A 20,019-nucleotide genomic window follows, 5' to 3' on the forward strand; every position below is an offset into this window, starting at 1 on the left:
AGATCGCCTCAACGGGCGAAGTCTTTCAGGCTCGCCTTATCACGCTGCCTTCGGCTCCCGGATATGCGCCCAGCAGTGCACATGCGGGTCGCCGCGGAAGAACCAGACCATGTTGGGGCCTTCGATCTGCCAGACGTCCCAGACGCCGTGTTTGCCAACGTCCTGGTTTTTGAAGAAGGCCGTGTGCAGGCTGTCGAAGCCGCCGGCCTCGATGTACTTCATGGACTCTTCGCGTTCGGACTGGCGGAAGGGTTTCAGCAGATCGGCGAGGACTGTTTTGACGAGGTCTTTCTGGTCGGCTCTGAGGTCGGCGACGGAGATGCCTTCGAGGCCCTGGGTCTTGCCGGTGAGCTTGACGGTGTCGCTGCCGTCTTCGTCGCGGGATTCGCCCAGGAGGGTGGTCTCGCGCTGCTTGCCGTCGAGGGCTTGAAAGACTTCGTTGGCACGCTGGGCCTGGAACCAGTAGGCGTTACCAGGGTGAGTGGGCTTTTCATTGAAGCCCTGGGCGGCGTAGCCGTAGAAGATGGGGCCGCCAAAGGCCGCGCCTTTTTCGCTGTCTCCATTGCAGCGGCGGGTGCAGTGGCGGCCGGTGAGGACGAACTCGAACTGGTTGGTTCCGGGCTGGCCAAAGATGGCGATGGAGGCGCTGCCAAAGCCGCCGTCTCCTTTGTTGTACTGGTCAAACTGACGCCAGACCTCGGATTTGTATTCGTCGCAGTGAAGCTTGTCGAAAATCTGGCGCACGAGGTCCTTCTGGTCGGGTTTGAGGACGTCGCGGATCTTCTGCGGGGTGGTGTGCCATTTGTTATCCACCTTGAGGCGGCGGGTATCGCTCCAGGCAAAGCAGAGGGTCTAGCGCTGGGTCTCGCCCATGCTGCCGTAGAGCTGCTGCACGAGGGTTTCGGAGGTGGCTGGGGAGATGGCACCAAAGGCGGGGCCGGGCAGGCCTGCAGTGGCGGCCTGGGCACTGCGGGAGAGGAAATCGCGGCGGTTCATGGCCGCAGGGCGGGGATCGTGTTCATGGCTGGTTTGTACCAAACGCCGTCTGCAGTGGAAAGTTTTTGTTTATCGGGGCTCCATCACGATCCGGCATGGAAACGATGCTGAACGGGTATTTTCAGCATGGATGAGAGGGACGTAATTCCCAATGTGAAACTCCTCGGCACCACTTTTTTGTGCGGCGCGCTCTGGCTGGCGCTGATCACGACCATGCATGGTTCATTGAACCTGAAGTGGTTCGCGCCCAAGGCTGCGGGCACGACACAAGCGGCGGAGGGCAAATTCCGCATCGGCTTCCTGCCGGTGACGTGCCACCTGACCTGTCCGGTGACGGATTTCATCAATCAACAGGTGGAAGGGCAGAGCTCGTTTGAGCCGGTGCGCTTTAGCGGCTGGCCGGAGCTGAAAGAGGCGTTTCTTTCGGGCTACACGCCCGCCACCTTCATCCTGGCTCCCATGGCCATGGCGCTACGGGAGCAGGGTGTGCCGATCAAGGTGGTGTACCTGGGGCATCGTGACGGCAGCGCGGTGATGGTGCACAAGGATTCCAAAATTTACCGCATGGAGGACCTGCGAGGGAAGCGGATCGCGGTGCCAAACCGCTACTCCAATCAACGCCTGCTGGTGTTCCGCGCGCTCAAGCAGGCAAACATGACGGTGAATGACATCGAACTGGTGGAGATGCCGCCGCCGGACATGCCGGCTGCGCTTTACTCCAAGGCCGTCGATGCGATCTCCAGCGGCGAGCCCTTCATGGGCCAGACTGAGCTGGACGGTTACGGGCGCGTGCTCTGGCTGACGAAAGACGTGTGGCCCAACTTCATCTCCTGCGTGCTGGCGGTGCGCGAGGACTTCATCAAAAACGACCGCGAAACGGTGCAGCGGCTGGTGGACGGGATCGCGAGCAGCGGCAAGTGGCTGGACACGAAAATGGACAACCGCATGGACGCGGCGAAGTTTGTGGCGAAGAACTACTACAATCAGCATCCGCGCCTGCTGGAGTTTGTACTGAGCAAGCCGCCGGACCGCGTGAAGTATACCAACCTGGCGCTGCGGAAGCCGGACTTCGAAGAGATCGAGGCGCTCGCGCGGGAGGCGGGTGTGATCACCAAGGATGTGGTCTTTGAAGATTATACGGACACCTCGTTTGTGCCGGATGATTCCCAGGTAAAGCCGTCCTCCTATGAGGGGCTGAAAGGCGGAGAGGTGCCGCCGAGAAAGTAAGCCGTCGATTGCTGCATGAAGCGTTTTTCCTCCATCCTTCTGCCACTGGTCACCGCAGCGGTCTTCCTGCTGGGCTGGCATACGCTGGTGCGTGTCTCAGGCAGCGATCTCTTCCCCACTCCGGTGGATGTGCTGCGCGGCATCCATGAGCTCTTTGAGAAAGGGCTGCTGTTGAAATACATCGTGGCATCGCTCTTTCGAGTGAGCTGGGGTTTTGGGCTGGCAGTGGTCGTGGGCGTGCCGCTGGGGCTTGTTTTGGGGTGGTTCCGCCCGGCCTTCCAGGCACTGAACCCGATTATCCAGATCCTGCGGCCCATCTCACCCATCGCATGGATTCCTGTGGCGATTCTGTGGTTCGGGATCGATGACACTGCGCCGGTGTTTCTGATCTTCCTGGCCAGTGTGTTTCCCATCACCGTGTCCTCGATGGCGGCGGTGCAAAACATGCAGCTTGTGTATCTGCGTGCGGCTCAAAATTTTGGCATCAAGGGTCCGCAGCTCTTCAGGCGTGTGATTTTGCCTGCCGCCTTGCCGCAGATCATCACGGGCATCCGCATCGCGCTGGGCATCGCCTGGCTGGTGGTGGTGGCGGCGGAGATGATCGCGGTGAACAGCGGTCTGGGGTATCTCATCATCGACGCACGCAATGCCGGCAAACGCTACGACCTTGTGGTGGCCGGCATGGTGATGATCGGGCTGATCGGGCTGGTGCTGGATCTGCTGATCCGGCAGCTGGAGAAATTTGACGAAGTGAAATGGGGCTATGGACAACGATAAATCACTCATCCACGTCCGCGATTGCTGGAAATCCTTCCCTGGCAAAAGAGCCGGAGAGGAGGTGCACGTGCTGGAGCGTGTGAATCTGGATGTGAAGGCAGGAGAGTTTGTCTGCGTGGTGGGCCCTTCCGGCTGCGGCAAATCCACGCTGCTCAACATCATCGGCGGCTTTCTTAAAGAGTCGCAGGGAGATGTGCAGGTGGCAGGATCGGCGGTGAACGGGCCGGATCCTCGGCGGATCTTTGTGTTTCAGGAAAACGGCGTCTTTCCCTGGCTCACGGTCGAGGAAAACATCGGCTTTGGCCTGATGTCCCGCCCGCCCCGGGAGAGGGAGGAGCGTGTGACGCACTACATCGGCATGGTGGGACTCACCGGCTTTGAGAAGTCCTACCCGCGCGAGCTCTCCGGCGGCATGCGACAGCGCGTGGAGATCGCCCGTGCACTGGCGGCAGATGCCGAGGTGCTGTACATGGACGAGCCTTTCGGGGCGCTGGATTTCATCACTCGTCTGAAAATGCGCGCGGATCTGGTGCGCATCTGGCAGGCGGAGAAGAAGACGATTCTTTTTGTCACGCATGACATCGAGGAGGCCGTGCAACTGGCAGATCGAGTGGTGGTGATGAGCCGCCGCCCGGCCACGGTGGCTGAGGAGGTGCGGGTGGAACTGCCGCGCCCACGTGATCTGGACTCCCCCGGCTACCTGGCCGCACGAGACCGGATTTTCGCCATCATGGGCATGGATGTGCATGGTGGAGGAAGTGGTGATTTGAAGTGATCTTTTTGTCGCGAGCAACGTATATTCGGACCCATTCCATGAACACCGAACACGAAGTCATCATCATCGGCGGCGGACCAGCCGGCACCAGCACTGCGGCCATTCTGGCGGAGTACGGCCACAAGGTTCTCGTGCTCGAGCGCGAGAAGTTTCCGCGCTACCATGTGGGGGAGTCGCTGATCCCGTTCACCTTCGGCCCGCTGGAGCGTCTGGGGCTGATCCCGACGATGAAGAAATCTCACTTCATGAAGAAGTTCAGCGTGAGTTTTGTGCAGCCAGACGGACGGCGCTCGCAGCCCTTCTATTTTTACAACCGATATGACCGCGACACCGTGGCGCAGACGTGGCAGGTGATGCGCTCAGAGTTTGACCACATGCTGATGGAGCACGCGCGCGGCCGAGGCGCCGAGGTGCGTGAGGAGACGACCGTGACGCAACTGCTCAAGGACGACAGCGGCAAGGTCGTCGGCGTGGCTGTGAAAAACAAGGACGGCAGCACGGAGCACCTGCTGGCCAAGCTGGTGATCGATGCCTCGGGCAAGGAAGCGTTTGCCTCGGTGCGCGAGGGCTGGCGCGTGGGCGACCCCTACCTGAACAAGGTGGCGGTGTGGACCTACTACAAGGGATCCAAGCGTGAAGAAGGGATCGATGAAGGCGCGACGACAATCGCTTTTGTGCCGGACAAGGGCTGGTTCTGGCACATCCCCATGCACAATGACATGGTGAGCGTGGGAGTGGTGGCCGAGGGCAAGTACCTGAGCCGTGACGGCGTGCGCGATCCGAAGGCGATGTTTGAGCGCGAGATCGGCGAGAACCAGTGGATCAAGGAGCACCTCTCCGCCGGAACTTGCACGGGAGAATATTGGATCACGAGCGAGTATTCACGGCACTCGAAGTACGGTGCTTCGCCGGGGCTGCTCCTGGTGGGTGATGCCTTTGCGTTTCTGGACCCCGTCTTCAGCAGCGGCGTGATGCTGGCGCTCAAGAGCGGCGTGCTGGCGGGAGATGCTGTGCATGCGGCTCTGGAGGCGAGAGACCTCTCCCCGCAGCGCTTCAGCGAGTATGCCGAGCAGATGCGCCAGGGCATCGACAACATGCGCAAGCTTGTTTACGCCTTTTACAATCCAGACTTTTCCTTCAAGGACGTGGTCATGAAATACCCCGATGCGGGCGATGAGATCACCGACTGTCTTTCTGGAGATGTGAACAAGGACTACTCTTCGCTGTGGAAGAAGATCCGCGAGTTTGCGCCGATCCCGGACATCCTGCCCTACGGGGTGCCGATGGCGGCGTGAGCGGTTTTCTTCACACTCCAAACCACGAGCAGAAAGAGGGCGATCAGGCTCGCGCCGGTGGCGTTCTCGCGCAGGGTGGGCGGAAAGATGAGCAGGTAGCCGGCACTCTTCACCAAAGCGGAAAAGCTGGAGACGCAGAAAGGCATGAGAAAGAGGCGGAAGGTCACCCAGCGGTCCGGCCAGATCCAGCGACCGGAGGCCGGCGTCTGCGTGCTGATGAGCAGCGCCGCGCCGATGATGGCACTCAGGCCCACGGAGGTGAGCCAGATGCGTGGTGTGCCGTCGAAGTGGTTCACAATGCTGAGCAGCCACCAGATGAAGTAACACCAGAGAATGGTGCGGCCGGTGGAGAGATTCTGCAGGTAGCGGATGAGAGGCATGGCGGATGCGGTGGCAGATGAATGACGCGCATCCGGGCTTCGGCAAACACGAAGGACAGAAAGCCGCCCAGAGGAGTGCGGCCTGACAGTCATGGGGCGCGTAATGCGCATGCACCATGCCATCCCGACCCCGTCTCATCCTCGTGCTGGGAGACCAGCTAGATCTGCAGTCCGCCGCCTTTGACGGCTGCGACCCGAAGCGGGATGTGGTGTGGATGGCGGAGGTGGCGGCGGAGTCCACCAAGGTGTGGAACGTGAAGGCGCGCATCGCGGTCTTTCTCGCGTCCATGCGGCACTTTCGTGAGGCGCTGCGGGAAAAGGGATGGCGTGTGGACTATCATGAAATCGGAAAGCATGAGACGCTGGTGGAGGCGCTGAGTGCGAGTGTGCTGTCACTGAAACCCTCTGAGCTGATCATGGTGCAGGCCGGGGAGTGGGGAGTGCAGCGCGACCTGGAGTCTGCGGCCGCAGAGCTGAGCGTGCCGCTGGAGGTGCGGGAAGACCGCCACTTTCTCTGCACACCGGCGGAGTTTGCCAAACACGCGGCGGGCCGCAAACAACTGCGGATGGAGTTCTTCTACCGAGAGATGCGCCAGCGCACGGGCGTGCTGATGGAGAATGACGGCCCGGCGGGCGGGCAGTGGAACTTTGACCACGACAACCGCGGCACCTTTGGCAAAGAGGGGCCGGACCTGCTGCGCATGCCGCCAAAGCGGTTTATGCCAGACAAGATCACGCGGGAGGTCATCGCACTGGTGGAGGAGCGTTTTGCCAAGCATCCGGGGACGTTGACGGATTTTGACTGGCCGGTCACGGCGGCGCAGAGCCTGGAGGCGCTGGAGGATTTCATCGTGCACCGGCTGGCTGATTTTGGACAGTACCAGGATGCCATGTGGATGAATGAGCCGTGGCTGTACCACTCCAGACTCAGCGCGGCGATGAATCTCAAAATGCTGGATCCGCGTGTGGTGATCGCGGCTGCGGAAAAGGCGTGGCGCAGCGGCAAGGCACCGCTGGCGGCGGTGGAGGGCTTCATCCGGCAGATCCTGGGCTGGCGGGAGTATGTGCGCGGCATCTACTGGCTGAAGATGCCAGACTATGTGCGGCTGAATGAAATGCAGGCGCATGAGAAACTGCCCGCCTTTTACTGGACGGGAAAGACGGACATGAACTGCCTGAGCCAAGCCATCGGCCAGACTCTGCGCTATGGCTACGCGCACCACATTCAGCGGCTGATGGTGACCGGCTTGTTTGCACTGCTCTACGGGGTGGATCCGTATCAGGTGCATGAGTGGTACCTGGCGGTGTATGTGGACGCGGTGGAGTGGGTGGAGCTGCCGAACACGCTGGGCATGAGCCAGTATGGCGACGGTGGCCTGATGGCCAGCAAGCCCTACGTGGCCAGCGGCAAGTACATCCAGCGCATGAGCAACTACTGCACCGGCTGCAAGTATGACCCCGCGCAGTCCACAGGACCCAAGGCCTGCCCCTTTACCACGCTGTACTGGGACTACCTGCTGCAGCATGAGCCGCGACTGAAAAAGAACCAGCGCATGAGCATGCAGCTGAAAAACCTGACTCGACTGAGTGCGGAACAGAGAGGCGAGATCCAGGAGCAGGCGCGACGGGTGCGGGAGAGGTGTGGTGGAGAGGGGTGGTGGAGAGGGGTGATTCCCATTTGGAGTGCGGCTGCGTCGATGACCTGCGCTTGAAGACTGCTGCTTTTGGGTGGGAACTGATGTGCGAGCACTCACGAGCTTGCGGAAAGCGGTAGCTGCGCTCGTTCCTCGCTGCGCAACCGCACTCCAAAAACGCTGCGGCTGAACGGGGGATTTGGGGACGAACATGGATGTTCGTTTTATGTTGGAGATCACGCCAGCACGTCCTTCACCACCTTCGCGGGTTCGACGCCGGTGAGCTTGAAGTCGAGGCCCTGGGCGCGGAAGGTGAAGCGCTCGTGGTCGATGCCGAGCTGGTGCATCACCGTGGCGTGCAGGTCGCGGACGTGGACGGGGTTTTCGGCCACGTTGTAGCTGAAGTCGTCTGTGGCGCCATAGGTGATGCCGGGCTTGATGCCGCCGCCGGCCATCCACATGGTGAAGCAGCGCGGGTGGTGATCGCGCCCGGCCTCGGGGCTGTCCCACTTGCCCTGGCCAGCGACACCACGGCCAAACTCGCCACCCCAGATGACGAGGGTGTCATCGAGCAGGCCGCGTTGTTTGAGGTCCTTGATGAGGGCGGCGCTGGGCTGGTCGGTGTCGCGGCAGCGGGCGGTGCACCAGCTCGGGAGGCGGCTGTGGTGGTCCCAGTCGGGATGGAAGAGCTGGATGAAGCGCACGCCACGCTCAGCGAGACGACGCGCGAGGATGCAGTTTGCGGCATAGCTGCCGGCGCGGCGTGAGTCAGGGCCGTACATGTCGAAGACGTGATCGGGCTCGTCGCTGAGATCGGTCAGCTCCGGCACGCTGCTTTGCATGCGGTAGGCCATTTCATACTGGCGGATGCGGGTGGTGATCTCGGGGTCGTGCGTTTGCTCAAAGCGCATCTGGTTTAGCTCCGCGAGACCATCCAGCATGCCACGGCGCAGATGGCGTGGCAGGCCTTCGGGATCGGTGAGGTACAAGACGGGGTCTTTGGAGTTGCGGAGCTTCACGCCCTGATAGCGTGAGGGCAGGAAACCGCTGCCCCAGTAATGGTCGTAGAGCGGCTGGTCGCTCGGGCGCTGCATTTTGGAAATGAGCACGAGGTAGTCGGGCAGGTTGCGGTTCAGGCTGCCGAGGCCGTAGCTGATCCATGAGCCCATGCTCGGCCTACCGGGAAGCTGATGGCCGGTGAGAAACTGCGTCATGGCCGGCGCGTGGTTGATCTGGTCTGTCGTCATCGACTTGATGAAGCAGAGATCGTCCGCCACGCCCTGCAGGTGCGGCAGCCATTCGCTGATGGTGGCGCCGCTTTTGCCGCAGCGGCTGAACTGGGTAAGCCCCGGCAGGATGAGCTGCTTCTGACCGGAAGTCATCGTGGTGAGGCGCTGGCCCTGGCGCACGGATTCGGGCAGCTCCGTTCCCGCGAGGCGCATAAGCCCGGGCTTGTGATCGTAGAGCTCCAGCTGCGAGGGACCGCCTGAGTGAGTGAGGAAAATGACGCGCTTGGCCTTGGGTGCAAAATGCGGCAGCGAGGGAAGGCCCGGCACCTCCGGCTGCTCTGCGAGGGAGTGCAGCGCCATGGCGCCGACGGAAACGCCGGTGCACTGGCCGAGGAAGTAGCGCCGTGTGGTGTTGAGGGAGGATTCACTCATGGGTGATGGCTTCGTCGAGGTTGAGCACCAGGCTGGCCACGAGCGTGTGCGCGGCGAGTTCGGGCGTGGTTTGCAGTTTGCGGGCGTCTTCCGGATGCGTGCGGTAATGGGCCAGGGCGCTGTCGAGCTCGCGCTGAAGCACGGCGAGTTCTTTGGCGGTGGGCTGGCGTGTCAGGACAGACTGGTAGAGAAGCGGCAGGCGGTCTTCGCTCTTGGCCGCCAGCATGCGCTTGGCTAGTGCGCGGGAGGCTTCCATCATCGTCTCGTCATTGAGCAGGGTGAGTGCCTGCAGTGGTGTGTTGGTGCGGGTCATGGCCACCTCGCAGACACGGCGCTGGGCACTGTCGAAGAGGAAGGTGGGGGCGATGCTACGCCGCCAGAAGGCATACAGGGTGCGGCGGTGCTGGGCCGCGCCCTGGCTGGGCTCGTAGGTGAAGCGGCCCATGAAGATCTCCTCCCACACGCCATCCGGCTGGTAGGGGCGTACAGGTGGTCCGCCGAGGGCGGGATTGAGAAGGCCGGAGGAAGCGAGCGCGGCATCGCGGATCATCCAGGCGGGCAGGCGGAAGCGTGGGCCGCGCGAGAGGAGGAAGTTCTGCGGATCGGAGGCGTCTGTGCGGTCGGAGGACTGCTGATAGGTCGCGCTGGTGACGATGAGCCTGATCAACTTCTTCACGTCCCAGCCGTTCTCCATGAAATCGACGGCCAGCCAGTCGAGCAGTTCGGGGTGCGTGGGGCGCTGGCCTTGCAGACCGAAATCATCTGGCGTGCGAACCAGTCCCGCACCGAAAAACATCTGCCACACATGGTTCACAAACACGCGTGCGGTGAGCGGGTTGTCCTTGGACGTGATCCACTTCGCGAGGCCGATGCGATCCCGCGCCAGACCTGCGGGCCAGGGGGCGATGGCGGCGGGCACGTCGCGCTGGACGACATCGCCCTTTTTATCCCAGACACCGCGCACAAGCACATTCGTTACGCGCGGCTCTTTGCGTTCTGCGAGCACCATGACGTTGAGCTTGCCTGCGGCAGCCTGCACTTCCTTGAGCTGCGCGGTGGCGCGATCCAGCGAAGCCTTGGCGAGCTGGTAGGGTGCATAATCTTCCAGAAACTGCGCCATCAGGCGCTCGCGCTCGACTTTGCCGGCGGCGAGCTGTTCGACAGGCGTGAGGCCGAGTTCGCGCACGGCGGGGCCGGGCTGGTCGGTAGCGGAAACGCGGAAGCTGGCGATGTTGGCATCGCCATTGGTGGAGCGTTGGCGGAGTTCGAAGATGAGCTCTTCGTCAGTTTCGAGTTCGAGCGGCTCAGCGAAGCCGTAAAGCGCGGTATGCGGCTGGTCTTTGGGGAAGCCCCTGGTGGTCCAGCCGTTGCGCGGGTCGTCATCCAGCGTGCCTTTCACATCGCCGTACTCGCGGGCCTTGCCTTCGACCTTGGTGTCGGCCACGGCGTTCTTAACAAGGATGTCGCGGATCTGGGAGCTGCCCTTGCGTCGCACCTGCACCTTGATGTCAGTGAGGATGAATTCGCCGTCCTTGCCACGGGAGAGCACACCGTTTTGCGGCAGCACTTCGAGCTTCAAGCCGGTGAGACGCGGCAGCTTGACGGAGGAGATGAGGCGATAATCGTCCTGTTTGGGGTTCGGGCCGCTGGCAGTGACGATGCCGTCCTTGGCCTGGGTCAGCTTCGAGCCTTCCTGGGACTCCACCGTGCCATGAATCACGTGCCATGCCGTGAAGCCGCCCTTCACCGCGCTCTGCTTTTCAGCGAGCCATTTCTCGAAGGGCGTGGCGGCGTCGGCTTTCGCTTGAGCTTCGACCGGCTTGCGGGCATCGACCAGTTTTTGGGCTTCATCCACGGCACGCTTGGCATGGGGAGACTGGTAGCTCAGGTAAGGCTTGGCAGCCGTGCCGGCAGCACCGTCTTCATCGATGCTGTTAAAGAAGGCGTTGAGGCTGTAGTAGTCGTGATGGGAGATGGGGTCAAACTTGTGCGAGTGGCACTGGGTGCAGCCGAGCGTGAGACCGAGCCACACGGTGCCGGTGGTGTTCACGCGGTCGATTACGTAGTCGATGCGGGACTCCTCCTTGTCGCGACCGCCTTCGCCGTTGGTCATGTGGTTGCGGTGAAAGCAAGTGGCCAGTTTCTGCTCGGGCGTGGCATTGGGCAGCAGATCTCCGGCAAACTGCTCCAGCGTGAACTGATCGAAGGGCTTGTTGGCGTTGAACGACTCCACCACGTAGTCGCGCCAGGGCCAGTTGGTGCGCGAGGCGTCGGACTGGAAGCCATCGGTGTCGGAGTAGCGTGCGGCATCCAGCCACCACATGGCCATGCGCTCGCCGAAGTGGGGCGATGCCAGCAGGCTGTCTATGGTCTGAGATTCCGATGTCGGAGGCAGGCCGGTGAGATCGAAGGAAATGCGACGGCGGAGAATGTAATCTGGTGCTTTGGGGGAAAGCGTGCGGCCTTCTTTGGCGAGGCGGGCTTTGACAAAGAAGTCCACGGGATGGCCTTCGACCCTGGCCTTCACCGGCTTTTCGAGGGACCAGTGCTTGCCCCATTTGGCACCTTCGGCGATCCAGCGTTTCAGCAGTGCGACCTGCTCGGCCTTGAGCGCGGGCTTGTGTGATTTTGGCGGCGGCATGACCTCCTCCGGGTCGGTGCTGACGATGCGGGACATGAAGTCGCCGGACTTGAGCACCTCACGTGCGCCCTCTTGAGTATCGAGACGCAGGTCCGCTTTGCGATGGCCCGCGTCCTGGCCGTGGCAGGAGAGACAGTTGTCCGAAAGCAGCGGCAGCACCTCGCGGCTAAAGCTCACCGGCTCCGCATGAGCGGAAAACGAGAGGGCGAGGAGTGGCAGCAGGTATTTCGACATGAGACGCAACATGCTGAAACCAACGCGTTTGAACATGCAGGGTGCATGCATCGGCTTTGGACAATCCTGAGATTTTTTGCGTGCAGCCGCGCTCTGGGCTGTGGTGAGAGACGTATCTGGGAACAGCCCCCTTCCCTCATGAGCAAGTCTCTCTCCAAAATGCAATCCGGCCTCGCACTGGCCGGATTCATCGTCGTCACCTTCTGTGCTCCGCTACTCAGTGTGGGTGTGGGCTCCATGCCGGGGGCGTGGTACGCGGCGCTGAACAAACCCACGTGGAATCCGCCGCCGTGGGTGTTTGGCCCGACATGGACACTGTTGTACACGCTGATGGCGGTGGCGGCGTGGATGGTGTGGAAGCGCTCGGGCTTTTCAAAGCCCCTGGTGCTTTACTTTGTGCAGCTGGCGCTAAATGCAGCCTGGACGCCGATCTTTTTCGGCCTGCACTGGCTGGGGGTCTCGGTGACGGTGATCGTGGTGCTGTGGCTCATGATTGCGGCCATGCTGGTTTCATTTCGACGCGTGCGCGGCACGGCCGGGTGGCTGCTGGTGCCGTATCTGATGTGGGTGTCGTTTGCCACAGCGCTGAACGTCACGATCTGGCAGCTGAATGGTTGAGAATCCATGACGAAACCTGCACAGGCATGCTCAAAGCCCACGGTGGTGGATGCGGCTGCCATCCGTGAATGCCTGCTGCGGCTGGCAGCGTGCCGGGGCGAGGGGGCCACCTACTGTCCCTCCGAGGCGGCTCGGCAGCTCAGCCATGACTGGCGTCCACTGATGCAGCCGGTGCGCGAGGTAGCGGCCGAGCTGGTGGATGAAGGGCTGCTGGTCTGCACGCAGAAGGGCGTGCCTGCGGATCCACTGGCCGCGCGGGGACCGATCCGGCTGGCAAGGCCGGCGAAGGACTAGCGTGCTCCTTGTGGAATCTGCGTGGCAGGCTGAGGCGTAAACCGCTTCTGCATGGCTGTGCACACTTTGTTTCATCAGCAGATCATTCCTGCGCCGCTGACGGAGGTATGGGCGTTCTTTTCCAACCCGCGCAATCTGGCCCGCATCACGCCGCCGGGGATGGGGTTTTCCACGGAGGAAAAAGACCTGCCGGCCGCCGTTTATCCGGGGCTCATGATCACGCACCGGCTACGCCCGCTGCTGGGGATTCCCATGACGTGGCTCACGGAGATCACGCATGTGGTGGAAGGCAGGCGCTTTGTGGATGAGCAGCGTGTGGGGCCTTATGCGGTGTGGCATCATGAGCATGACTTTGAGGATCTGGGTGACGGGCGCACCCAGACGACCGACCGCGTAACGTATGTGATGCCCTTTGGCCCTCTGGGAGAGCTGGCGCATCCCTGGCTGGTGGCGCCGGAGCTGAAGCGCGTCTTTGCGCATCGGGAGAAGGCGATGCGGGAGATTTTCCCCGGCTGAGTTTGGGAGAGTCCGTACAGCGGCGGGTGCCGTATCTGCTGGCTGACTTTCCAACCCATACTATCAAAACAAAGCGCGCATGAGTTCCAAAAAATGGCTGATCACCGGATGTTCGAGCGGCTTTGGCCGGGCGATTGCAGAGGCGGCGCTGGCGGCCGGGCAGCAGGTCATCGCCACGGCGCGTGACGTGCGCAGCATCGCGGATCTGGAAAAGCCGGGAAGCTGCGAGGTCATGGCGCTCGACATCACCGATGCGGCCAACATCCGTGAAGTGATCGCGGCTGCGGGGGCGCTGGATGTGATCGTCAACAACGCGGGCTATGGCCTGATCGGTGCGGTGGAGGAATGCAGCGACGAGCAGATCCGCCGCAGTCTGGAGACGAATTTCTTTGGCCCGCTGAATGTGATCCGCGCGGTGCTGCCAGGGCTGCGGGCACAGAAGCGCGGTCACATTGTGAACATCAGCGCTGCGGCGGCCATTTCGAATTATCCGGGCTTTGGCATCTACGGCGGGGCCAAGGCCGCGCTGGAGATGATGAGCGAGAGCCTGCGGCTGGAGCTGGCGCCTCTGGGCATCCACGTGACGCTGGTGCAGCCGGGGCCGTTCCGCACGGATTTCATCGCACGGGGACTGGAAAAGGCCGCCACGCAGATCGCAGACTATGACGGCAGCGCGCGGAAGTTTGCCACGTTTCTTGAAACCGTGAACGGCAAGCAGCCCGGCGATCCGGTGCGTGCCGCGCAGGCCATTGTGAAGATGGTGCTGGATGGCGAGACGCCGCCACGCCTGCCGCTGGGCAAGTATGTGGTGAAGAAGATGCGTGACAAAGCCGCAGCCCTCACACGCGAGGCCGAGCGCTGGGGAGACGTGGCCGCAGCGACGGATTTTGCGAGCTGATGTAGCCCGCGCAGGGGATGATCGTTCGTTCGACTTGCGGCCGGATGCAGCGTAAGAAAGCCACCCGACATGAACATTCCCGTGCCTTATGAACTGAACGGCCGCCGCCGCTGCCTGCTGGTGCAGGACGGCGAGACCATCAGCGTCGGACGTGGAACGGCCTGCAGCATTCAGGTGAGCGGAGAGGCGGTGGCAGAAGTAGAGCTGAAAGCGCAGATGGTGAATCGCTGCGAGGTTGCGGTGGTGCATCCGGCCAACGGTGGCGTGCCCTACGCGCAGCCTCTGCCTTGGAAAATGACTCTGGGCGGCACCGAGCTGCAGATCATCCGGCCTGCCAGACCTGCTGCGGATGCGGCCGTGCCTGAGGATAGAGACATGGTGGTGCAGGGACTTAGGGCAGGAGAGATGCCGGTGATTTTGCGCCAGGCTGTGCCTCTGCTGGTGGGCTCGGGTGCCGAATGCCAGGTGGTGATTTCAGATGCGGGCTGCCCGCCTTGCTTGCTGGCCCTGTGGGCGGCACCCGGGGGCAAGGTGCAGGTGCAGCTGCTGGACGATTCTGCGACGGTGGGCTGGCTGGGACGTGCGGGCGAGAAGGAGGCGGTGCTGGAGCCTCCGCTGAGTCTGAGCATCAACGGCCGGATGCTCCTCCTGAGCAACAGCGCTGCAGCATCTGCACAGGCTCTGGTAGCCAGACCTCTCGTGTCCGGAGCTGCAGTCCTGCCCAAAGTGTCCGCCATTCTTCCCAAGAGTGCGGACAGCGGTCCGAAGATCATTTCCAAACAAGCGCCGGCGGAGACACCGAAAGAGGAGGCGGCCCGATCAGGGCAGAAAACCATCCTGCATGTGGAGGCGCCTGCCCACCGCCCGGTGGTGGTGCAGCAGGCCATAGCGCCGGCCAGCTCTGAGGCGGCACCGCTGACCATGGAGGAGGCGCAAAAGGCCCACACCCGGCACGCGAGCCCCACCGCCTTCATTATTTGCAGCTGGCTGCAGGTGGGGATGACGTATGCGGTGGCGTTTCTGCCGCAGCAGACCGTGGAGCTCTGGATCGCCGCCGGGGGCATGCTGGTGCTGACTCTGCTGCTGGGGCTGGCTGCGCTCCTGAAGTGAGCAGCGCTCAAGCATGCGGCTGGTTTTTTCCACGCCGGTGTCATACAAAGCGGCAGCCCGCGGCACTCAGCGGGAAATGAATGGAACGCGCGACTGCCGACCAGCTCGAAGCCCTGCATCCCGACGCCTTTGGCTGGGCGCTGCACTGCTGTGCGGGCGATCATGCGCGGGCGGAGGACGTGCTGCAAAACGCGTATCTCAAACTGGCCCAGCAGCGGACGCTGCACGATGGGCGCTCCAGCTTCAAAACGTGGTGGTTTGGAGTGATCCGACTCACGGCCTACGAGGAGTTCCGGCGGCTGAGATATCGCGAATCCCTTCTGGGCAGGCTGCTGCTGCACTTCGGCGCTGCGGAGCAGGATCCCAGTCCTTCGCCCGCACGAAAGATGGAGCTGGACGAGCGTACGGCCGAGTTGCGGCGCTGCCTGGCGCAGCTGCCAGCACGACAGGCAGAGGTGCTGCATCTGGTTTTCTACCAGGATCTGACGCTCAACGAAGCGGCGGAAGTGCTGCGTGTGAGCCTTGGCTCTGTGCGCCAGCATTACGAACGTGGCAAAGCGCGCCTGCGCAGCCTTCTGCAACCCGACCCCATCCATGAAACCTAGCACTGACGACGATTTGCTCGCGATTTTTGCGCGCCTGCGCCGGTCTGACCGTGAAGATGCACCCGCCTGGTGTCCAGAACTGCTGGATGCGCCCCGGCAACGCCCCGAACCTTCCAGGCGCTGGATGCCGGCAGTGCTGGCGGCATCCAGCGTGGTCGTACTGTCACTCTTCCTGGGGCGTATGCCGCAGCATGGGCCGTCGCTGAGTGAAGCCCTGCCGCCTTTGTTTGATGTGCCGTCTGGAGAGCTGTTTGCCAGCATCGAGCCATCGCTGATGGCACTTGAAGCGCCATCGGATTTTCTTCTGCCTGAACACCTTAACCTTATTCACCCATGAAAAAGTTTCTTTGCTGTCTGTTTCTTGCTGCCGCCAGTCTGCCCGCAGCTCAAGTGGAGGACTGGCTGAAAAGCGGGCTGCTGCATCCGGATGTGCTCGATTCAGTACGTGAGCAGCTGGGGCTTACCGAAGAGCAGCAGGTGAAGCTGAACTCCCAGCTCAGCAAAGCACGTGCGCAGGCGGAGCCGCTGGAACAGGCCGTGCAGGAGCAGAAGAAGGCGCTCGGCCAGATGCTGCAAGACCCGAAGACTGCAGCTGATGCGGCGGCGGAACAGCTGACGAAACTGCTCAATGCGGAAGCTGCGATCAAACAGCTGCAGCTCCGGACGCTGATCGGCGTGCGTGATGTGCTGACTCCGGAGCAGCTGGCCAAAGCCAGGAAGCTCGGCCCGCCGAAGGTGGCCGGAGGCAGCGCTCTGGAGGCCAAGGTCCATCAGAAAGCCGGCAAGCTGAGGGCTGCGGTGGAATCGATCGGCCTGCCGCCTACTGAGGCGATGAAATACCGTGGCGGCGAGATCGAAAAGCTGATCCAGAGCGGGCAGTTTTCCGAGGCCAATGCCAAGCTGGATGAGCTGATGGAGGATTCGCATGTCAAAGAGCTGGAGGCCGAAGTGGAAAAGGTGGACTTTTCCAAGTTTGAGCCTGGAATCACGGACTTGGAGACCCTGAAGGAACGCTATGAAAGCCTGCAGGTGGCCGGGCAGGAGATCATTTCACTGCCGCTGCTGCGCGAACTGGTGCAGGCCAAGGAGGCATTTGAAGCTGCCAAAGAGGCCCAGGACGCCGAAAAAGTGGGGCGCATCCTCACCTATGTGGAGGGCAAGCTGAAGAAGTAGGCCGGGCAAAAAACCGGGAAGCAGGGGAATGAGGAGTTTCCCCGTATGGCGGTGTCGGGGTGAAACCGTAGAAAACTTTCGTTTGCCTTTGGCCCGTTTCCGGCGATAAGACGCTGTAAGTCACCTGTTAAGGGTCAGGCTCAGTCGTTCATCAGGTGATTTTGAATCCGTTGGTGTTCATATACCGATGATCGGGGCTGATTCTGGCGCGAAGCGGAAGACTGCACCCAACAAAGATATGAATACCAAGATGTATGTGGGCAATCTGCCCTTCGCCGCTCAGGAACAAGACATTCGTGAGCTGTTCTCCCAATATGGTGGTGTCACCGAAGTCTTCCTCCCGATGGATCGCGAAAGCGGACGTCCACGTGGTTTTGCCTTTGTGACCATGGACTCTGCAGAAGCCATGAATGCTGCGATCAATGCGCAGAATGGCCAGGAATTTATGGGCCGTAAGCTGGCCATCAATGAAGCCCGCCCACGTGAAGAACGTCCGGCTGGCGGCGGCGGCGGTGGCCGTGGCGGCTACGGTGGTGGCGGCGGCGGTGGCCGTGGCGGCTACGGTGGTGGCGGCGGCGGCGGTGGCTACGGTGGTGGCGGCGGCGGTGGCCGTGGCGGCTACGGTGGTGGCGGCGGCAAGCGCGGCGGCTTTGACCGTGGCAATCGCGGCGGCGACGAAGGCGGCTGGTAATTTCCCAGTTTCCTTTTGATTTTAAGCCCGTGGTTCAGTGAGAGCGTTTCAGCCCTCCTGGATCACGGGTTTTTCTGCGTTCACGAACAGCGCAAACACGCCTGCCAGAACAAAGGCCCCCGCACACATCCAGACGCCCTCGTGGTAGTCCTGGTTGGTGTCGAAATTCTCACGCACGACAGAGAAAAGCATGGGCATGATGGCGGCTCCGAGGTTTCCCCACATGTTGGACCAGCCGAAGAGCTGTGCCTGGTATTTGCCGCTGATGTCCTGCATGGTCGTCCACATGGCTGGCAGGCCGATGTCGCCAAAAAAGGCGACGAGGCCAAAGGCCGCTGCCATACCCCAGGGGGAATCAGTCCACAGGGCCAGCATGTAGCAGGCAGCCGCGGCAAATTTGGTGACAGACATGGGCAGCATGCGACCCAGGCGCTTGCCATGATGGCGGCTGATGTAGTCCGTGATGAAGCCGCCGAGCGGGAGGGCTGCGATGCCAATGGAGAGTGCGCCTGTGGTGATGAGGCCGGTCATGCCTTCCTCCAGGTGCATCACTTTTCTGAGGTAGTCCGGCAGGGTGAGGATGAGGAAAGCCCAGCCGATGTTGGTGAAGAACTGCACGGCATTGGCCATCCAGAGATTGGTGCTTTTGCAGGAGAGCTTGAGAGGGAAGCTTTTGGGCGGATCTTTGACGGGCTGGAAGTCTCCCCTGCCCTCTGCCAGCAGGGAGATCTCAGCCGCATTGCAGCGCGGGTGCTGCCGGGGATGCTCGCGGAAGACACGCCAGTATGACGCGGCGACGATCACGCCGACGAGCCCATACAGCCACCCTGCCCAGCGCCAGTCGCCTGCGCGCAGAATCACGAATGCAGTCAGGCCTGGTGCCACAGCACCGCCCACGCGTCCGCCCCAGGAGATCAGGCTGCTGGCAAAACCACGTGATTCGATGTGTGCCCAGCGGGTGAGCAGGCCGCTGCTGGCGGGATAGTAGCCGGCTTCGGCCAGTCCGCAGAACAAGCGTGCGAGCAGCAGGGTGGTGAAGCCCGTGGCAAAGCTGGTGGCCGCGGTGAAAACCGACCACATGGCGATGTAAATGGTGATGAGTGTGCGCGTTCCAAAACGGTCGCTCAGCCACCCGGCAGGCACTTGGGCCAGAGCGTATGCCCAGAAGAAGGCGCCTTTGACCCAGTCAATCTGCCAGCCTTCCAAAGCGACACTTTTTTGGAACGAGTCTGAACTCACAATCTGTGCCAGGCAGATGCGGTCCAGGTACATGAGAAAGGCTACCATGGTCGCCGTGGCTAGGATCTGATGGCGGACGATCGTGGGGCGTGCGGAGGAAGACATCGTAGAGACAAGACGCAGAAAATCAGCCATCCCTAGCAGGATTCGAGCTTGAAGAAGAACCGGAAGGCGTGCATGAGCCGTGTGTTGCAGCGCAAAAGCGACGCAATGAACCGGCTTGCCTGCCGCGAAGTTTCATCAACTCTTCCTTACCATGACTGCCATCAAAAACCTTACCGCGCTGCTCGTGCTGAGCTTTCTCGCCTCCGGCGTGCTTGGCTGGTTCCTGTTTCAGTCGCATGCGGACCTCGCGGCGGTGCATGCGGAGCTTGAGCAGGTCAAGGCTGCGCATGCCGAGGAGATGAGCGCGAAGAAGGCTGAATTTCAGCGCACGCTCGAAACCCAGGCGGCGCAGCATCAGAAAATGGTCACCGCGCTCAATGATGAGCATGAAAAGAAGATCGATGAACTTCGCAAAGGTGAGCGCAAGCGTCTGGCGATTGCCGCCAAGGAGTTTGAAAACATCTTCGAGGGCAACAAGACCACGCTGCAATACATTGACCTGCTGGAGGACAAAGTGAAGGCGGGGCAGGCGCTGTCGAAGGCGGAAGTGGAAAAGCTCTCGATCATCACCACGGGGCTGAGCTACCTGAAAAAGCAGTACCAGAAGCCGATGCAGGAGTTTCAGGAGCTGGCAAACTACTTTGACGCCCAGGCTTCCAAGCAGCTTGAAAAACCGAAGGGAGGCTTCTTCAAGCGCCTCTTCAGCAGCAATTTCCGCGATGCAGAGAAGGAATACCTTCGTCAGGAGGGGGCCAAGGAAGCCTTTGAACAGGCCCAGGGCAAATTCTCCAGCACCTACAAGCAGGCCCAGAAGGTGATGAACTCCGTCAACCTTGATGCCGACGGCGAGATTCAGAAGCTGCACGCCTACATTGACGACAAGCAGCAGATGAACGCCCAGGATCTCACCTCTTTCTTTGACAAGGCAAGGAAAGCCCTGCGCACGCATCAGGATGTGCTCGATTTTGAGCCGGATGCCGTGCCACTGCCAGCGACTAAACCCCAGCCTTAAAGGCGGGATTCCGGCAGTGGCCGTTTTGGGGATGTATTCCTACGCCTCTTAGGCTTTTGATTGCAAGCATGACGCTGGCCCGGCGAAGCCGTGCTCAGGTGGGTTCATAACACTATAATACTCTGCTGGAGCAGCCAG

21 protein-coding genes are annotated in these 20,019 nt (G+C 61.6%); 15 read left to right on the forward strand and 6 right to left on the reverse strand.

What is annotated here, in order from left to right; translation table 11 throughout:
- Nucleotides 1-39 precede the first annotated feature (39 nt).
- Nucleotides 40-813, reverse strand: coding sequence for a DUF3500 domain-containing protein (locus ACFQDI_RS24290; protein WP_377171930.1), 774 nt, complete (start codon nt 811-813; stop codon nt 40-42).
- A 39-nt stretch (nt 814-852) separates the two neighbouring features.
- Nucleotides 853-996, reverse strand: a complete 144-nt coding sequence (locus ACFQDI_RS24295) for a twin-arginine translocation signal domain-containing protein (RefSeq protein WP_377171932.1) — start codon at nt 994-996, stop codon at nt 853-855.
- Nucleotides 997-1,149: 153 nt separating this feature from the next.
- Between ACFQDI_RS24295 and ACFQDI_RS24300 the strand changes: the two genes are divergently transcribed.
- The 4 genes from ACFQDI_RS24300 to ACFQDI_RS24315 are packed head-to-tail and all read left to right on the forward strand — an operon-like array spanning nt 1,150 to nt 5,070.
- Nucleotides 1,150-2,223 (forward strand): ABC transporter substrate-binding protein, encoded by a 1,074-nt coding sequence (locus ACFQDI_RS24300; RefSeq protein ID WP_377171934.1) that lies wholly within the window; start codon nt 1,150-1,152, stop codon nt 2,221-2,223.
- 15 nt (nt 2,224-2,238) lie between these two features.
- A complete protein-coding gene (locus ACFQDI_RS24305) occupies nt 2,239-3,000 on the forward strand; it encodes an ABC transporter permease (protein WP_377171936.1) in 762 nt (253 codons plus the stop codon).
- Nucleotides 2,987-3,775: an ABC transporter ATP-binding protein gene (locus ACFQDI_RS24310; RefSeq protein WP_377171938.1), complete on the forward strand. Its 789-nt coding sequence runs from the start codon at nt 2,987-2,989 to the stop codon at nt 3,773-3,775. Before ACFQDI_RS24305 ends, ACFQDI_RS24310 begins: the two co-directional genes overlap by 14 nt.
- A 38-nt stretch (nt 3,776-3,813) precedes the next feature.
- A complete protein-coding gene (locus ACFQDI_RS24315) occupies nt 3,814-5,070 on the forward strand; it encodes an NAD(P)/FAD-dependent oxidoreductase (RefSeq protein ID WP_377171940.1) in 1,257 nt (418 codons plus the stop codon).
- On the opposite strand, the gene ACFQDI_RS24320 is transcribed toward ACFQDI_RS24315, so the two are convergent.
- Nucleotides 5,046-5,450, reverse strand: a complete 405-nt coding sequence (locus tag ACFQDI_RS24320) for a hypothetical protein (protein ID WP_377171942.1) — start codon at nt 5,448-5,450, stop codon at nt 5,046-5,048. The two genes, ACFQDI_RS24315 and ACFQDI_RS24320, sit on opposite strands and share 25 nt — an antisense overlap.
- 116 nt (nt 5,451-5,566) lie before the next feature.
- Between ACFQDI_RS24320 and ACFQDI_RS24325 the strand changes: the two genes are divergently transcribed.
- Nucleotides 5,567-7,162, forward strand: coding sequence for a cryptochrome/photolyase family protein (locus ACFQDI_RS24325; RefSeq protein ID WP_377171944.1), 1,596 nt, complete (start codon nt 5,567-5,569; stop codon nt 7,160-7,162).
- Between the two features lie 158 nt (nt 7,163-7,320).
- On the opposite strand, the gene ACFQDI_RS24330 is transcribed toward ACFQDI_RS24325, so the two are convergent.
- Nucleotides 7,321-8,745, reverse strand: a complete 1,425-nt coding sequence (locus tag ACFQDI_RS24330; protein WP_377171946.1) for a DUF1501 domain-containing protein — start codon at nt 8,743-8,745, stop codon at nt 7,321-7,323.
- Nucleotides 8,738-11,656 (reverse strand): PSD1 and planctomycete cytochrome C domain-containing protein, encoded by a 2,919-nt coding sequence (locus tag ACFQDI_RS24335; protein WP_377171948.1) that lies wholly within the window; start codon nt 11,654-11,656, stop codon nt 8,738-8,740. Before ACFQDI_RS24335 ends, ACFQDI_RS24330 begins: the two co-directional genes overlap by 8 nt.
- 102 nt (nt 11,657-11,758) lie before the next feature.
- Between ACFQDI_RS24335 and ACFQDI_RS24340 the strand changes: the two genes are divergently transcribed.
- The 9 genes from ACFQDI_RS24340 (at nt 11,759) to ACFQDI_RS24380 (ending at nt 17,525) form a co-directional block, all read left to right on the forward strand.
- On the forward strand, nt 11,759-12,238 hold the full coding sequence (locus tag ACFQDI_RS24340; protein ID WP_377171950.1) for a TspO/MBR family protein: 480 nt from the start codon (nt 11,759-11,761) through the stop codon (nt 12,236-12,238).
- A 6-nt stretch (nt 12,239-12,244) separates the two neighbouring features.
- Entirely contained in the window at nt 12,245-12,532 is a 288-nt protein-coding gene (locus tag ACFQDI_RS24345; protein ID WP_377171952.1) for a DUF3253 domain-containing protein, read from the forward strand.
- Between the two features lie 51 nt (nt 12,533-12,583).
- Nucleotides 12,584-13,048, forward strand: coding sequence for an SRPBCC family protein (locus tag ACFQDI_RS24350; protein ID WP_377171954.1), 465 nt, complete (start codon nt 12,584-12,586; stop codon nt 13,046-13,048).
- Nucleotides 13,049-13,127: 79 nt separating this feature from the next.
- The gene (locus tag ACFQDI_RS24355) at nt 13,128-13,946 is read left to right on the forward strand and encodes an oxidoreductase (protein WP_377171956.1); all 819 of its coding nucleotides are present in this window, start codon (nt 13,128-13,130) and stop codon (nt 13,944-13,946) included.
- Nucleotides 13,947-14,015: 69 nt separating this feature from the next.
- Nucleotides 14,016-15,056, forward strand: coding sequence for a hypothetical protein (locus ACFQDI_RS24360; protein ID WP_377171958.1), 1,041 nt, complete (start codon nt 14,016-14,018; stop codon nt 15,054-15,056).
- Between the two features lie 80 nt (nt 15,057-15,136).
- On the forward strand, nt 15,137-15,661 hold the full coding sequence (locus tag ACFQDI_RS24365; RefSeq protein ID WP_377171960.1) for an RNA polymerase sigma factor: 525 nt from the start codon (nt 15,137-15,139) through the stop codon (nt 15,659-15,661).
- Complete coding sequence (locus ACFQDI_RS24370; RefSeq protein ID WP_377171962.1) at nt 15,651-15,998, forward strand: hypothetical protein; 348 nt, start codon at nt 15,651-15,653, stop codon at nt 15,996-15,998. The genes ACFQDI_RS24365 and ACFQDI_RS24370 overlap by 11 nt, the downstream gene beginning before the upstream one ends.
- Complete coding sequence (locus tag ACFQDI_RS24375) at nt 15,995-16,834, forward strand: Spy/CpxP family protein refolding chaperone (RefSeq protein WP_377171964.1); 840 nt, start codon at nt 15,995-15,997, stop codon at nt 16,832-16,834. The genes ACFQDI_RS24370 and ACFQDI_RS24375 overlap by 4 nt, the downstream gene beginning before the upstream one ends.
- A 238-nt stretch (nt 16,835-17,072) precedes the next feature.
- Nucleotides 17,073-17,525, forward strand: coding sequence for an RNA recognition motif domain-containing protein (locus ACFQDI_RS24380; RefSeq protein WP_377171966.1), 453 nt, complete (start codon nt 17,073-17,075; stop codon nt 17,523-17,525).
- Nucleotides 17,526-17,573: 48 nt separating this feature from the next.
- Here the strand turns inward: ACFQDI_RS24380 and ACFQDI_RS24385 are convergent, their stop codons facing one another.
- Nucleotides 17,574-18,869 (reverse strand): MFS transporter, encoded by a 1,296-nt coding sequence (locus ACFQDI_RS24385; RefSeq protein ID WP_377171968.1) that lies wholly within the window; start codon nt 18,867-18,869, stop codon nt 17,574-17,576.
- Between the two features lie 151 nt (nt 18,870-19,020).
- On the opposite strand from ACFQDI_RS24385, the gene ACFQDI_RS24390 reads away from it, so the two are divergent.
- A complete protein-coding gene (locus ACFQDI_RS24390; RefSeq protein WP_377171970.1) occupies nt 19,021-19,881 on the forward strand; it encodes a hypothetical protein in 861 nt (286 codons plus the stop codon).
- Nucleotides 19,882-20,019 lie beyond the last annotated feature (138 nt).

The organism is Prosthecobacter fluviatilis (assembly GCF_042655725.1).
Taxonomy (GTDB): domain Bacteria; phylum Verrucomicrobiota; class Verrucomicrobiia; order Verrucomicrobiales; family Verrucomicrobiaceae; genus Prosthecobacter; species Prosthecobacter fluviatilis.

Bases quoted from the DNA above. Each gene is read 5' to 3' on its own strand.
- ACFQDI_RS24295 (WP_377171932.1), bottom strand. From the start codon at position 996: ATGAACCGCCGCGATTTCCTCTCCCGCAGTGCCCAGGCCGCCACTGCA.
- ACFQDI_RS24305 (WP_377171936.1), top strand. From the start codon at position 2,239: ATGAAGCGTTTTTCCTCCATCCTTCTGCCACTGGTCACCGCAGCGGTC.
- ACFQDI_RS24310 (WP_377171938.1), top strand. From the start codon at position 2,987: ATGGACAACGATAAATCACTCATCCACGTCCGCGATTGCTGGAAATCC.
- ACFQDI_RS24315 (WP_377171940.1), top strand. From the start codon at position 3,814: ATGAACACCGAACACGAAGTCATCATCATCGGCGGCGGACCAGCCGGC.
- ACFQDI_RS24320 (WP_377171942.1), bottom strand. From the start codon at position 5,450: ATGCCTCTCATCCGCTACCTGCAGAATCTCTCCACCGGCCGCACCATT.
- ACFQDI_RS24325 (WP_377171944.1), top strand. From the start codon at position 5,567: ATGCCATCCCGACCCCGTCTCATCCTCGTGCTGGGAGACCAGCTAGAT.
- ACFQDI_RS24330 (WP_377171946.1), bottom strand. From the start codon at position 8,745: ATGAGTGAATCCTCCCTCAACACCACACGGCGCTACTTCCTCGGCCAG.
- ACFQDI_RS24335 (WP_377171948.1), bottom strand. From the start codon at position 11,656: ATGTTCAAACGCGTTGGTTTCAGCATGTTGCGTCTCATGTCGAAATAC.
- ACFQDI_RS24340 (WP_377171950.1), top strand. From the start codon at position 11,759: ATGAGCAAGTCTCTCTCCAAAATGCAATCCGGCCTCGCACTGGCCGGA.
- ACFQDI_RS24345 (WP_377171952.1), top strand. From the start codon at position 12,245: ATGACGAAACCTGCACAGGCATGCTCAAAGCCCACGGTGGTGGATGCG.
- ACFQDI_RS24350 (WP_377171954.1), top strand. From the start codon at position 12,584: ATGGCTGTGCACACTTTGTTTCATCAGCAGATCATTCCTGCGCCGCTG.
- ACFQDI_RS24355 (WP_377171956.1), top strand. From the start codon at position 13,128: ATGAGTTCCAAAAAATGGCTGATCACCGGATGTTCGAGCGGCTTTGGC.
- ACFQDI_RS24360 (WP_377171958.1), top strand. From the start codon at position 14,016: ATGAACATTCCCGTGCCTTATGAACTGAACGGCCGCCGCCGCTGCCTG.
- ACFQDI_RS24365 (WP_377171960.1), top strand. From the start codon at position 15,137: ATGGAACGCGCGACTGCCGACCAGCTCGAAGCCCTGCATCCCGACGCC.
- ACFQDI_RS24370 (WP_377171962.1), top strand. From the start codon at position 15,651: ATGAAACCTAGCACTGACGACGATTTGCTCGCGATTTTTGCGCGCCTG.
- ACFQDI_RS24375 (WP_377171964.1), top strand. From the start codon at position 15,995: ATGAAAAAGTTTCTTTGCTGTCTGTTTCTTGCTGCCGCCAGTCTGCCC.
- ACFQDI_RS24380 (WP_377171966.1), top strand. From the start codon at position 17,073: ATGAATACCAAGATGTATGTGGGCAATCTGCCCTTCGCCGCTCAGGAA.
- ACFQDI_RS24385 (WP_377171968.1), bottom strand. From the start codon at position 18,869: ATGTCTTCCTCCGCACGCCCCACGATCGTCCGCCATCAGATCCTAGCC.
- ACFQDI_RS24390 (WP_377171970.1), top strand. From the start codon at position 19,021: ATGACTGCCATCAAAAACCTTACCGCGCTGCTCGTGCTGAGCTTTCTC.